Raw genomic sequence first — 13736 nt, 5'->3', positions numbered from 1 at the left:
CTCAAGGTCGGGGATCGATACCGGCTAATCCTACGTAGGGTGACGCGTCGCCCGTGCCCGGGTGGCCAGATTGTGAACGGCCGGGGGCGATCACTGTGGCTCGGCGGTGTCCTTGTCGGGCCGTTCGCCCTCGTCGCGGCCGGTCGCCTGTTCCGCGGCGCGGGCCGACGCCGACCCGGGTCGTTTGCGCGCCACCCAGCCCTCGATGTTTCGCTGCGGACCAGCCGAGATCGCGAGCGCGCCGGGCGGCACGTCGTCGCGCACGACGGTCCCCGCGCCGGTGTAGGCCCCGTCGCCGATGGTCACCGGTGCGACGAACATCGTGTCCGACCCGGTGCGGACGTGCGAGCCGATCTTGGTGCGGCTCTTGGTCTCGCCGTCGTAGTTGACGAAGACGCTCGACGCTCCGATGTTGCTGTGTTCGCCGATGTCGGCGTCGCCGACGTAGGTCAGGTGCGGCACCTTGGTGCCGGTGCCGATCGTCGCGTTCTTCGTCTCGACGAAGGCGCCCAGCTTGCCGTCGGCGCCCAGCACTGTGCCCGGCCGCAGGTAGGTGAACGGTCCGACCGACGCGCCGTCCCCGATCACCGAGGAACTGCCGTGCGTACGGCACACCGTCGCACCGTCACCGACGGTCACGTCGGCCAGCGTGGTGTCCGGCCCGATCTCACAGCGCCCGCCGACGCGGGTGCCGTCGAGTAGCTGGGTGCCCGGTTTGACGACGGTGTCGCGGCCGATGGTCACGTCGACGTCGATCCAGGTGGTGGCGGGGTCGATGACCGTCACCCCGGCCCGCTGGTGGGCGGCGACGATGCGCCGGTTCAGCTCGGCGCTCAGCTCGGCCAGCTGCACGCGATCGTTGACGCCCGCGACCAGCATCGAATCGTCGACGTGTTGGGACAGCACCACGTGCCCGTCGGACCGCACGATCGAGACGACGTCGGTCAGGTACTGCTCCTGCTGGGCGTTGTCCGAGCTCAGACGGCTCAGCGCGGAGCGCAGTACGGGTCCGTCGAACGCGTACACCCCTGCGTTGACCTCGGTGATGGCCTGCTGTTCGGGGGTGGCGTCGGCCTGCTCGACGATGCCGAGCAGCTCGCCGCCGTCCGAGGTACGCAGGACACGTCCGTATCCGGTCGGGTCGGGCAGCGCCGTTGTCAGCACGGTTGCCGCGGCAGGCCGGGCGGTGTGCGTGCTGACCAGCTCGGTCAGCGTGTCGGCGTCGAGCAGGGGCACGTCGCCCGAGGTCACCACCACGGTCCCGGCGAAGTCGGCCGGAAGCGCCGTCAGGCCGCACAGCACGGCGTGCCCGGTGCCCAGCTGCTGTTCCTGCGTCGCGGTGTCGATGGGACGGCCCAGCTCGGCGGCCAGTCGCTCCACCTCGGGCGTCACCTGGTCGCGGTCCTTGCCGACGACCACGACGACGTGCTGGGGCGCGGCCTTGGCAACGGCCCGCAGCGCGTGCGCGAGCATGGTGCGGCCCGCCAGCGTGTGCAGCACTTTCGGGGTGTCGGAGCGCATCCGGGTCCCCGCGCCGGCCGCCAGAACGACCACCGCGGTGTCGGTGGCTGCCGTCATCCGGTCTCCTGCCTATCGGATGTGCAATTCATACGCGACTCGCTGGTGACGCGGTCTCGCTCGCTGCTCCGTCGCCAGGACTCGAACCTGAACTATCTGAACCAAAATCAGAGGTGCTGCCGATTACACCACGACGGAATGATCAACTCGTGATGCTAGTCCACCGCGGCCGCAGGCCATCTAACCTGATAACCGTGGCAGCACTCGACAAGGAGGTCAAAGCACCGCGGGCGCGCATGACCGGCGCCGAGCGGCGCCACCAACTCATCGAGGTCGCGCGCAGGCTCTTCGCCGAGCGCGGCTACGAAGGCACCTCGATCGAGGAGATCGCGCAGCGCGCCAACGTCTCCAAACCCGTCGTCTACGAACACTTCGGCGGCAAGGAGGGCCTGTACGCGGTGGTCGTCGACCGCGAGATGTCGGCGTTGCTCGACGGCATCACCTCGTCGCTGACCCGGATGACCAACAACCGCTCGAGGCTGCGCATCGAACGCGTCGCGCTCGCCCTGCTGACCTACGTCGACGAGCGCACCGACGGTTTCCGCATCCTGATCCGCGACTCCCCGGCGTCGATCACCTCCGGCAGCACCTATTCGACGCTGCTGAACGAGGCCGTCAACCAGGTGTCCTCGATCCTGGCCGGGGATTTCTCCCGCAGGGGACTGGACCCGGAGATGGCGCCGCTGTACGCGCAGGCCTTGGTCGGCTCGGTGTCGATGACCGCGCAGTGGTGGCTCGACGTGCGCGAGCCGAAGAAAGAGGTCGTCGCCGCGCATCTGGTCAACCTCTGCTGGAACGGGCTGATGCATCTGGAGAACGATCCACTGTTGCTCGACGAGTGACGCAGATCTCGTCTCTGGATCCGGCAAACCCTCGTCGCGGCAAGCTTTTCGGCGCTTGCCTACGATGGAAGGCATCATGACCGCATCGGGGACCCTGTCTGTCCCAACCCCGATCGCCGGGCTTGTCGAACTGGCGCTACGAGATCCCTCCCTGAACGAGATCTCGCGCCGTGCCGCCGACAAGCCCGCCGATCTCGCCATCATCGGCCCGGCCGCCGCCCGGGTCTTCGTCGCGTCTGCGATCGCGCAGGCTTCGCCGTTGGTCGTCGTCACCGCGACCGGGCGCGAAGCCGACGATCTGACCGCTGAACTGCGCGGCGTGTTCGGCGACGCCGTCGCGATGTTCCCCTCGTGGGAGACGCTGCCGCACGAACGGCTCTCACCGGGTGTCGACACCGTCGGTGCGCGGCTCATGTTGTTGCGCAGGCTGACCCACCCCGACGACGCCCGGCTCGGGCCGCCGCTGCGGGTGGTGGTCACCACCGCGCGGTCGTTGCTGCAACCCATGGCGCCCGACGTGGCCGACGTCGAACCGGTGACGCTGACGGCCGGCGTGGAGGCCGAGTTCGACTCGCTGATCGAACGGCTCGTCGAGCTCGCCTACACCCGCGTCGACATGGTCGGCAAGCGCGGCGAATTCGCGGTGCGCGGCGGCATTCTCGACCTGTTCCCGCCGACCTACGAGCATCCGGTCCGCATCGAGTTCTGGGGCGACGAGGTCTCCGAGATGCGGATGTTCTCCGTCGCCGACCAGCGGTCGATCCCGGAGATCGGCGTTGACACCGTGATCGCCGTGCCGTGCCGCGAAGTGCTGCTGACCGAGGACGTCCGGACACGGGCCGTTGAACTCGCCCGCGAGCATCCCGCGCAGGAGAACACCCTTCCCGGCAGCGTGCCCGACATGCTGGCCAAGCTCTCCGAGGGGATCCCCGTCGACGGGATGGAGGCGTTGCTTCCGCTGCTGCGTCCCACCGAGTTGGCGACGCTGTCGGATCTCCTTCCGGCGGATATGCCGCTGCTGATCTGCGATCCGGAGAAGGTGCGCACTCGGGCCGCCGACCTGATCAAGACGGGCCGCGAGTTTCTGGAGGCGTCCTGGTCGAGCGCGGCGGTGGGCGGTGACGCCCCGATCGACCTCGAGGCGCTTGGGGCGTCGGGCTTCGTCGATCTCGACGACGCACGCGCCGCGGCCCGCGAGGGCGGGCATCCCTGGTGGACGCTGAGCCAGTTGTCCGACGAAGCCGGCTTCGAGGTGGACATCAGGCCCGCACCGTCGGCGCGGGGTTCGCAAGCCAGCATCGGTGAAATCTTCGCCATGCTGCGCGCCCACGTCGCGACCGGCGGTTGTGCCGCCGTCGTCACGCCCGGCGCTGGCACCGCGCAGCGCGTCGTCGAGCAGCTCGCCGAATCCGACGTCCCCGCAGGGCTTTTGGAGTCCGGCGGCTCACTCAAGGACGGCGTCGTCGGCGTGCTCAAGGGCCCACTGCACGACGGTGTCGTGATTCCGGGCGCGAAGCTGGTGGTGATCACCGAGACCGACCTCACCGGCAACCGCGCGACAGCCACCGAAGGAAAACGGCTTGCGGCCAAGCGGCGCAACGTCGTTGACCCGCTGGCGCTCACCGCAGGTGACCTGGTGGTGCACGACCAACACGGCATCGGACGCTTCGTCGAGATGACCGAACGCGTCGTCGGCGGTGCCCGCCGCGAGTACCTGGTGCTGGAATACGCGTCATCCAAACGCGGCGGCGGCACCGACAAGCTCTATGTGCCGATGGACTCGCTGGACCAGCTTTCCCGCTACGTCGGTGGGGAGTCGCCGACGCTGTCGCGGCTGGGCGGCAGCGACTGGACGAACACAAAGACCAAGGCGCGCCGCGCAGTTCGCGAGATCGCGGCCGAACTGGTGTCGCTGTACGCCAAACGACAGGCCTCGCCCGGCCATGCGTTCTCACCCGACAGCCCGTGGCAGGCCGAGATGGAGGACGCGTTCGGCTTCACCGAGACCGTCGACCAGCTGACCGCGATCACCGAGGTCAAGGGTGACATGGAAAAGCCCATCCCGATGGACCGGGTGATCTGCGGCGACGTGGGCTACGGCAAGACCGAGATCGCGGTGCGGGCGGCGTTCAAGGCGGTGCAGGACGGAAAGCAGGTCGCGGTGCTGGTGCCGACGACGCTGCTGGCCGACCAGCATCTGCAGACCTTCTCCGAGCGGATGGCGGGGTTCCCCGTCACCGTCAAGGGCCTGTCGCGGTTCACCGACCCGGCCGAGTCGCGCGCGGTGCTCGAGGGCATGAAGGACGGCAGCGTCGACATCGTGATCGGCACGCACCGCCTGCTGCAGACCGGAGTGACCTGGAAGGACCTCGGCCTGATCGTGGTCGACGAGGAACAGCGTTTCGGCGTCGAGCACAAGGAGCACATCAAGTCGCTGCGTACCCACGTCGATGTGCTGACCATGAGCGCCACCCCGATCCCTCGCACGCTGGAGATGAGCCTCGCAGGTATCCGCGAGATGTCGACCATCCTCACGCCGCCCGAGGAGCGCTATCCGGTGCTGACCTACGTCGGGCCCCACGACGACAAACAGATCGCCGCCGCGCTTCGCCGCGAACTGTTGCGCGACGGGCAGGCGTTCTACATCCACAACAGGGTGCGGTCCATCGACCAAGTGGCCGCACGTGTTTCGGCGTTGGTGCCCGAGGCGCGCGTCGTCGTCGCGCACGGCCAGATGCCCGAGGAACAACTCGAGCGCACGGTCGAGGGCTTCTGGAATCGCGAATACGACATCCTGGTCTGCACGACGATCGTCGAGACCGGCCTGGACATCTCCAACGCCAACACATTGATCGTCGAGCGCGCCGATACTTTCGGGCTGTCGCAGCTGCATCAGCTCAGGGGCCGGGTCGGTCGCAGCCGGGAACGCGGCTATGCGTATTTCCTGTATCCGCCGGAGGTTCCGCTCACCGAGACCGCCTACGACCGGCTGGCCACCATCGCGCAGAACAACGAACTCGGTGCGGGCATGGCAGTGGCCATGAAGGACTTGGAGATTCGCGGTGCCGGCAACGTGCTCGGTGCCGAACAGTCCGGGCACGTCGCCGGTGTCGGATTCGATCTCTATGTGCGTCTGGTGGGTGAAGCCGTCGAGGCCTACCGCGCCGCCGCGGACGGGGAAACCGTTGCCGCACCGGAGGAACCGAAGGACGTCCGGATCGATCTGCCCGTCGACGCGCACCTGCCGCCCGACTACATCGGCAGCGACCGGCTCCGGCTGGAGGGTTACCGAAGGTTGGCGGCGGCCCCTGATCAGGAGGCGGTGAACGCCGTCGTCGAGGAACTCGTCGACCGGTACGGCCCGCTACCCGAACCCGCTCGGCGCCTGGTGGCCGTCGCGCGTCTGCGGTTGCTGTTGAAGGCCTACGGCGTCACCGAGGTCAGCTCGGTGTCGGAGTCGACGGTGCGGCTCTCCCCGCTTCAGCTGGCCGATAGCCAACAGCTGCGGCTCAAGCGGATGTACCCCAGCGCCGGCTACCGGGCGACCACGTCGACGGTTCAGGTGCCGATCCCGCGCGCCGGTGACGGCATCGGCGCACCGCGCATCCGCGACCTCGAGTTGGTTCAGATGGTCGCCGACCTGATCCTGGCGTTGGACGGGAAACCACAGGGCAGCGTCGACTTGATTTCGAGCCCGATTTCGGCCGGCTGACCGCCAGGTCAGGTGCGATTTCGGGCTGTCGCACCGGCACAGAACCCAGAAGCGCTGTTAACGCGCCGTCGCGCCGATCCGACATACACAGCGGGGGGTCAAGGTGTTGCTTGCCCGTTGACCGAGGGAGTCGTCCAAACCGAGGGCGTCGATCACCTATGACAGGTGGTTTAAGCAATTTCCTAAACCGAACATCACACGATGCCGCCGAGGAATCGGTGTGTGTCGCGATGACGCAAGGCGAAGGAGTTTTCGAATGGACTTCAAGAAACTGGCAGTAACCACCACGATGACCGGTGCACTCGGGCTCGGCGCGCTTGGCCTGGGCGCAGGCCTGGCACAGGCACAACCGCACATCGACATCCCGCAGCCTCCGGTTCCGGGCCTGGACGTTCCTAATGTGAACGTTCCTGCTGTGCACGCTCCCGATGTGGACGTGCCGGCTGTGAACGTTCCGAATGTGGACGTGCCGGCTGTGAACGTTCCCGACGTGAACGTTCCGCAGGTGAACGTCCCCGATGTGGACGTTCCCAAGGTGAATGTCCCTGATGTGGATGTTCCGAAGGTGAATGTCTCTGATGTGGATGTTCCGAAGGTGAATGTGCCCGATGTGGACCTGCCCGACGTGCAGTTCCCTGAGGTGGACAACTACTTCAGGCTCCCGAACGGGCACATCCCGCCGGGGCAGCTGAAGAACTCGCCGTTCATCAACGGTGTCCCGAACCCGTTCTACGGAATTCCGCCCGGGCAGCTGAAGAAGCTTCCGGACGTGCATGGGGTCGTCAACCCGTTCTTCGATGAGAAGCCGGGCCACTGGGTCCTCCCGGACGATCCGTTCGTGCCGGAGTCCTGAGCACCACGCCGAGGACACGATGGCCGTCCTGCCGCCAGGCAGGGCGGCCATCGCCGGTCCGGGGGCGCACGCAGCGCCGGGCAGTGTTCGCCGACTTCGGCGTCCGACGAGGTGTTGGTATAACCGAGATCAGCGGATCCATCAAAACGCGTGAGGGGGTGTGACCCGATGACCGTCGTTTTGGTCGACCCCCGACGCCCGGCCCTGATCCCGATCGACGCGATCGATCTGCTGTCCGGCGACGTCCAGTACACCGAGGAAATGCCGATCAAGGTGCCGTGGTCATTGCCGTCGGCGCGGCCGGCATACGACGGTGAGGACGCGCCGGTGCTGTTGTCTTCGGATCCGGAACACCCCGCCGTCAAGGCCCGACTGGCCGCGGGCGATCGCGTGATCTCCGCACCGGAGGCCGCGCCCGGCGAGCGGCTCGTCGATGCCGTCGCGATGATGGACAAACTGCGCACCTCCGGGCCGTGGGAGAGCGAGCAGACGCACGATTCGCTTCGCCGCTACCTGCTCGAGGAAACCTACGAGGTCTTCGACGCCGTGCACAGCGGCGACGCCGACGCGCTGCGCGACGAACTCGGAGACGTGTTGTTACAGGTGCTTTTTCACGCCCGTATCGCCGAAGACGCACCGCAGAATTCGTTCGGCATCGACGACGTTGCCGATGCGCTGGTGCGCAAGCTGGGCAACCGGGTCCCCGCCGTGCTCGCGGGCGAGCCGATCTCACTGGACGAACAACTCGCCCAGTGGGAGGAGCGTAAGGCGCTCGAGAAGAAGGCGAAGCGGGCCAACTCGACGATGGACGACGTGCCGACCGCTCAACCCGCTTTGGCGTTGGCGCAGAAGGTGATCGAACGGGTCAGTGCCGCAGGTCTGCCCGGTGACCTGATACCCGATGCGATCACGTCGGTGACGGTTACGGCGGGCAGTGACGCCGAAAACGCCTTGCGCTCGGCGGTTCTGGAGTTCATGGACATTGTGCGGCGGACGGAGCGGGCGATTGCGGTCGACCGCCGCGGCGACGACGTGCCCGAGGAACTCGACGCGACCTCGTTGGGCGCCGTGTCCGAGGATGAGTGGCGCGCGCACTGGCCCTCCGGCGACGGGACCGAAACGGACGACGGCGGCGCCGCGATTGAAACAGAAGAGACCGATGACGACGCAGCTGAGACCAACGAGGCGGAGGTGGCCGATGAGGCTGCCGAGGCCGAAGTTGCCGATTCCGCGTCCTGAGCAGCTGAACAATTTGTGCACCCGAATCGCTCCCAACGCTGAGCCGCGACGTCCCGAACCCGTGGGACCATGGGCAGCGACCGAGGTTGGTTGAGGGAGTTTGGTGTCGCCGGTGCGTTGGCTACGTGCTGTCGCTGTAGTGGGTGCGACGGCGCTGCTTTTGGCTTCTAGCTGCTCTTGGCAGCTGGGGACGCCCATCCCTGAGGGCGTGCCGCCGCCGCCCGGCGACCCGGTGCCCAAGATCGACACGTACGCCAAGGGGCGCCCTGCCGATCAACTTCACGAGTGGGCGGCCGAACGCGCCCCCAAGCTGGGCATTCCGGTCGCCGCGCTCGAGGCGTACGCCTACGCCGCCCGGGTCGCGGAGGTCGAGAACCCCGACTGCAAGCTGGCGTGGACGACGCTGGCGGGCATCGGCCAGGTGGAAAGCCACCACGGCACCTACCGCGGCGCGGCGATCGGATCGAACGGCGACGTGGAACCGCCGATCCGGGGTGTCTGGCTCGACGGCACCAACGGCAACCTGGAGATCTTCGACGACGACGCGGTCAGCAACGACGGTGATTCCAAGCACGCCCGCGCCATGGGCCCGATGCAGTTCATCCCCGAGACCTGGGGGCACTACGGCGTCGACGCCAACAACGACGGCGAGGTCAGCGCCGACAACATGGACGACGCCGCGCTGTCCGCCGCGGGATATCTGTGCTGGACCGGCAAGGACCTGGCCACGCCGCGCGGCTGGATGAACGCGCTGCGCGCCTACAACCAGTCCGACCAGTACGCGCGGACCGTGCGGGACTGGGCGACCGCTTACGCGGACGGGCACCCCCTCTAGACACGCCGACCCAACTGGGAGGCTCTAGGCTCGTCGGTTGACGCGAACACTCGCCCCCACCACCGAGGACACCAAGGAGACGCCAGTGCCCACAATCGATCAGGTCGGAGCCCGAGAGATCCTCGACTCCCGGGGAAACCCGACGGTCGAGGTTGAGGTCCTGTTGGGAGACGGTTCCTTCGCCCGTGCCGCGGTGCCATCGGGCGCCTCGACCGGTGAACACGAGGCCGTGGAGTTGCGCGACGGCGGCTCGCGCTACGGCGGCAAGGGCGTCGAGAAGGCGGTCGAGGCCGTGCTCGACGAGATCGGTCCCGCCATCATCGGTCTGCAGGCCGACGACCAGCGGCTTGTCGACCAGGCGCTGCTCGACCTGGACGGCACGCCCGACAAGTCGCGCCTCGGCGCCAATGCGATCCTGGGCGCCTCGCTGGCCGTGGCCAAGGCCGCCGCCCAGGCGGCCGATCTCGACCTGTTCCGCTACATCGGCGGGCCGAACGCCCACATCCTGCCGGTGCCGATGATGAACATCCTCAACGGCGGCGCGCACGCCGACACCGGCGTCGACGTGCAGGAGTTCATGGTCGCGCCGATCGGCGCCGCATCGTTCAAGGAAGCGCTCCGCTGGGGCGCCGAGGTCTACCACTCGCTCAAGTCCGTGCTCAAGTCCCAGGGGCTGGCGACCGGCCTCGGTGACGAAGGCGGATTCGCGCCCGACGTCGCGGGCACCAAGGCGGCGCTTGATCTGATCCTGTCGGCCATCGAGGCCGCCGGGTTCAAGGCCGGCTCGGATGTCGCGCTCGCCCTCGACGTGGCCGCGACCGAGTTCTACGCCGACGGGCAGGGCTACAAGTTCGAGAACGAGGTGCGCACAGCCGAGCAGATGGGCCAGTTCTACGCGGGCTTGCTCGATACGTATCCGTTGGTGTCGATCGAGGATCCGCTGTCCGAGGACGACTGGGACGGCTGGATCGCGCTGACGTCGGCGATCGGGGACCGCGTGCAGCTCGTCGGCGACGACCTGTTCGTCACCAATCCGGAGCGGCTCGAGGACGGCATCCAAAAGGGCGCCGCGAACGCGCTTTTGGTGAAGGTGAACCAGATCGGCACGCTGACCGAGACGCTCGACGCCGTAGCGCTCGCCCACAACAGCGGCTACCGCACGATGATGAGCCATCGCAGCGGCGAAACCGAGGACACCACGATCGCGGACCTCTCGGTCGCGGTGGGCAGCGGCCAGATCAAGACCGGTGCGCCGGCCCGCAGCGAACGCGTCGCCAAGTACAACCAGCTGCTGCGCATCGAGGAGAACCTCGGTGACGCCGCGCGTTACGCAGGGGACCTCGCCTTCCCGCGGTTCGCGATGGAAGCCAAATAGACCGGTAACGGACCGTGCCCGAAGCGAAACGGCCCGACCCGAAGCGTCGGTCACCGACTTCCCGACCGGGGAAGTCGGGTAAGGCCGGTGGCGCAGGGAAGGGCCGTCCGCGCATCGCGGCACGTCGCGAGCCCCGTGTCACCGAATCGCGTCCGGCAACCGAGGCGCCGGGCGACGCCTCCGCCAAATCCGGTGAAGCCGGCGTCGTCATCCGGCGCGCCATCGCCGAATCGGCCGAGCAGCAGTCCGAGCAGCGTTTCGGATCCGCGGCGCGGCGCGCGGCGATCCTCGCAGCCGTGGTGTGCGTGCTGACGCTGACGATCGCCGGGCCGGTGCGCACCTACTTCGCCCAACGCACGGAGATGAAGCAACTCAAGGCCACCGAACAGCAGTTGCGGGCCCAGATCGCCGACCTCGAACAGCAGAAGGTGAAACTGGCCGACCCGGTGTTCATCGCCGCGCAGGCTCGCGAGCGGCTCGGGTTCGTCATGCCGGGCGAGATCCCGTACCAGGTGCAGCTGCCTCCCGGCGCCGCCGTGCCGGGCACACCGGACGACGAGCCCACGACCGTCTACCGCGACCAGCCTTGGTACACCGCGCTGTGGCACACGATCGCCGATGAGCCGCACGGGATCACACCCGGACCGCTGCCCGGCGTCCCGCCGACCGCACCCGATGTGCCCCAGCCGCCGCCACTCCCACCCGCGCCCGGTGGTTGACCCCGCAGATCTCGACGCCGTCGAGCGGCAGCTCGGTCGCAGGCCGCGCGGCGTCCTGGAGATCGCTTACCGTTGCCCCAACGGCGAACCCGGTGTGGTCAAGACCACACCGAAACTGCCTGACGGAACGCCGTTTCCGACCTTGTACTACCTCACCCATCCCGCGCTGACCGCCGCCGCCAGCAGGCTCGAATCATCGGGCATGATGCGGGAGATGACCGAGCGACTGCGCAACGACCCCGACGTGGCGCGGGCGTACCGCGAGGCGCACGAGTCGTATCTCGCCGAGCGTGACGCGATCGAATCGCTGGGTACGACATTCTCCGGCGGAGGTATGCCGGACCGAGTCAAGTGTCTGCACGTGCTGATCGCCCACTCGTTGGCGAAAGGGCCGGGCATCAACCCCTTCGGCGACGAGGCGCTCGCGGCGCTGGCCGACGATCCCGCGATGGACGGCATTCTCGAACCCGAGAGGTGGAGGCATGAGTAGGGTCGGCGCCATTGACTGCGGAACCAACTCGATCCGCCTGCTGATCGCCGATCTCGTCGAGGGCAAGCTGGCCGATGTGCATCGCGAGATGCGCATCGTTCGCCTGGGCCAAGGGGTCGACGCCACAGGACGATTCGCGTCCGAGGCCCTGGCGCGCACGGAGGCTGCGCTGATCGACTACGCCGAGCTGATGCGCCACCACGGGGTCGAACACGTGCGGATGGTGGCGACCTCGGCGACCAGGGACGCCGCAAACCGCGACGTCTTCTTTGCGATGACGGCGGAGGTGCTGGGGACCGTGGTGCCCGGCGCCGTCGCCGAGGTGATCACGGGTACCGAGGAGGCGGCGTTGTCGTTCAACGGCGCGGTCGGTGAACTCGACTCGGCCGCAGCGCCTTTCGTTGTCGTCGACCTGGGTGGCGGTTCCACCGAAGTCGTGCTCGGCACCGACGAGCTGACCGCAGGCTATTCGGCCGACATCGGCTGTGTCCGGCTCACCGAACGCTGTCTGCACTCCGATCCGCCGACGGTCGAGGAGATCGCCGCTGCGCGAGATGCGGTGCGGGAAGGATTGGAAGAGGCGTTTCGGGTGGTGCCGGTCGAACAGGCCCGCACCTGGGTCGGCGTGGCGGGAACCATGACGACGCTTTCGGCGCTGGCGCACAAGATGCCGGTCTACGACTCCGACGCTATCCACCTTTCGCGGGTTCCGTTCGCCGAACTGCTCGGCGTGTGTGAAGGACTGATCGCGATGCCGCGCGCGGAGCGGGCCAAGCTCGGCCCGATGCACGAGGGCCGCGTCGACGTCATCGGCGGCGGCGCGATCATCGTCGAGGAACTGGCCGATGCGTTGCGTGAACGCGCCGGCATCGAGGAGTTGATCGTCAGCGAGCACGACATCCTCGACGGCATCGCGCTGTCGATCGCCGACTAGGCGGCGACCACCTGAAACCGCACCCTTTAGCGGGCCAGGAGTACCTCGATAAGGGGACTTCTTGCCCTGTTTCTCTCCTGGCCGCCGGAGCATCCTTCGTCATGTGACTGTTTCCTCCGGATCCACCGAACCGCCGACACCCGAATTTCCCGATGCAGAGACGCTACGGACGGTGTTGTCGCTGGCGACGCGGGCTCCTTCCGTGCACAACTCGCAGCCCTGGTACTGGAAGGTGGGGAACGAAAGTCTGCATCTCTACGCTGACCGGTCGCGCCACCTGGCGAAGACAGACGCCGACGAACGTGACTTGATGGTCAGCTGCGGGATGGCGCTGCATCACGCCATCGTGGCGCTGGCGGCCGTGGGTTGGCGGGCCAGGGTCCACCGGTTCCCCAACCCCGCCGATCCCGATCACCTGGCCTCGTTTGAACTGAGCCCCGTCGAACCCACTACCGCCGACATCGCCCTGGCTGCCGCCATTCCGCGGCGCCGGACCGACCGCCGCCACTTCGGCCCGTGGCCCGTGTCGATGGCCGACATCGCGAAGATCGGGGCGAGGCTCGCCAGGACGGGGATTCTGATGCGCCGGGTCGAGATGTCTCTGGACATCAGGGCAATCGTGGCGCAGGCGGTGTGGCAGCACACCCATGACGATGCGTATCTGGCCGAACTCGCGGCATGGAGCGGACGGCACGCCGCGACGTCGGGTGTACCGGCGCGCAGCATTCCGGAATCCGACCCCACGGCCCCCCTCCCGGGCCGTCTCTTTCCCGGCGGGACGTTGGCGCAACCGCAGGGCGCGTCTGCGCCCGACGACCACGCGATGCTGTTGGCGCTGGGATCTGTGGCCGACGACGACCTTTCCCGGTTGCGGGCGGGTGAGGCGTCGAGCCTGCTGTTGTTGACCGCCACGTCCATGGGCTTGGCCAGCTGCCCGGTATCGGAGCCTCTCGAGGTTCCTGGGACGCGGCAAGCGCTCAGGTACGAGGTTTTCGACGGCCGTGAGTATCCGCAGATGATGTTCCGGATCGGTTGGGCGCCCGTCGGTGCCGACCCGCTGCCGTCGACGCCGCGGCGTCCTCTCACCGAAGTCGTCGGCACCCTGGACGGTGCCGCTGCGAGCCTGTGACCCTGCGTATTCCGATCAAGTTGGAGGACA

11 protein-coding genes and 1 tRNA gene are annotated in these 13736 nt (G+C 67.8%); 10 read left to right on the top strand and 2 right to left on the bottom strand.

What is annotated here, in order from left to right; all coding sequences use genetic code 11:
* Positions 1-90: 90 nt before the first annotated feature.
* Together glmU and A5752_RS20805 are read right to left on the bottom strand one after the other, a co-directional pair.
* On the bottom strand, positions 91-1578 hold the full coding sequence (gene glmU, locus A5752_RS20810) for a bifunctional UDP-N-acetylglucosamine diphosphorylase/glucosamine-1-phosphate N-acetyltransferase GlmU (protein ID WP_067089457.1): 1488 nt from the start codon (positions 1576-1578) through the stop codon (positions 91-93).
* Between the two features lie 66 nt (positions 1579-1644).
* Positions 1645-1716, bottom strand: a tRNA-Gln gene (locus A5752_RS20805).
* Between the two features lie 98 nt (positions 1717-1814).
* Here A5752_RS20805 and A5752_RS20800 point away from each other — a divergent pair.
* The 10 genes from A5752_RS20800 to A5752_RS20755 all read left to right on the top strand — a co-directional run bounded on the left by A5752_RS20800 (position 1815) and on the right by A5752_RS20755 (position 13706).
* The gene (locus tag A5752_RS20800; RefSeq protein WP_067089657.1) at positions 1815-2420 is read left to right on the top strand and encodes a TetR/AcrR family transcriptional regulator; all 606 of its coding nucleotides are present in this window, start codon (positions 1815-1817) and stop codon (positions 2418-2420) included.
* Positions 2421-2496: 76 nt separating this feature from the next.
* A complete protein-coding gene (mfd, locus tag A5752_RS20795) occupies positions 2497-6132 on the top strand; it encodes a transcription-repair coupling factor (RefSeq protein WP_067089652.1) in 3636 nt (1211 codons plus the stop codon).
* A 256-nt stretch (positions 6133-6388) separates the two neighbouring features.
* Entirely contained in the window at positions 6389-6985 is a 597-nt protein-coding gene (locus tag A5752_RS20790) for a hypothetical protein (protein ID WP_067089454.1), read from the top strand.
* A gap of 168 nt (positions 6986-7153) precedes the next feature.
* The gene (locus A5752_RS20785; RefSeq protein ID WP_067089451.1) at positions 7154-8224 is read left to right on the top strand and encodes a nucleoside triphosphate pyrophosphohydrolase; all 1071 of its coding nucleotides are present in this window, start codon (positions 7154-7156) and stop codon (positions 8222-8224) included.
* Positions 8225-8327: 103 nt separating this feature from the next.
* Positions 8328-9059 (top strand): lytic transglycosylase domain-containing protein, encoded by a 732-nt coding sequence (locus A5752_RS20780; protein WP_067089449.1) that lies wholly within the window; start codon positions 8328-8330, stop codon positions 9057-9059.
* 85 nt (positions 9060-9144) lie between these two features.
* Positions 9145-10434: a phosphopyruvate hydratase gene (gene eno, locus A5752_RS20775; RefSeq protein WP_067089649.1), complete on the top strand. Its 1290-nt coding sequence runs from the start codon at positions 9145-9147 to the stop codon at positions 10432-10434.
* Positions 10435-10448: 14 nt separating this feature from the next.
* A complete protein-coding gene (locus A5752_RS20770) occupies positions 10449-11153 on the top strand; it encodes an FtsB family cell division protein (protein ID WP_067089446.1) in 705 nt (234 codons plus the stop codon).
* Positions 11146-11643, top strand: coding sequence for a DUF501 domain-containing protein (locus A5752_RS20765; RefSeq protein ID WP_067089443.1), 498 nt, complete (start codon positions 11146-11148; stop codon positions 11641-11643). Before A5752_RS20770 ends, A5752_RS20765 begins: the two co-directional genes overlap by 8 nt.
* Complete coding sequence (locus tag A5752_RS20760) at positions 11636-12577, top strand: Ppx/GppA phosphatase family protein (protein WP_067089440.1); 942 nt, start codon at positions 11636-11638, stop codon at positions 12575-12577. Before A5752_RS20765 ends, A5752_RS20760 begins: the two co-directional genes overlap by 8 nt.
* A 103-nt stretch (positions 12578-12680) precedes the next feature.
* Positions 12681-13706, top strand: coding sequence for an Acg family FMN-binding oxidoreductase (locus A5752_RS20755; RefSeq protein ID WP_067089438.1), 1026 nt, complete (start codon positions 12681-12683; stop codon positions 13704-13706).
* Positions 13707-13736 lie beyond the last annotated feature (30 nt).

It is taken from the genome of Mycobacterium sp. 852002-51961_SCH5331710, from assembly GCF_001665535.1.
Classification (GTDB): domain Bacteria; phylum Actinomycetota; class Actinomycetes; order Mycobacteriales; family Mycobacteriaceae; genus Mycobacterium.
Note: the sequence above shows the minus strand (reverse complement) of the source record. Positions and strands in the feature narration are given on the sequence as shown.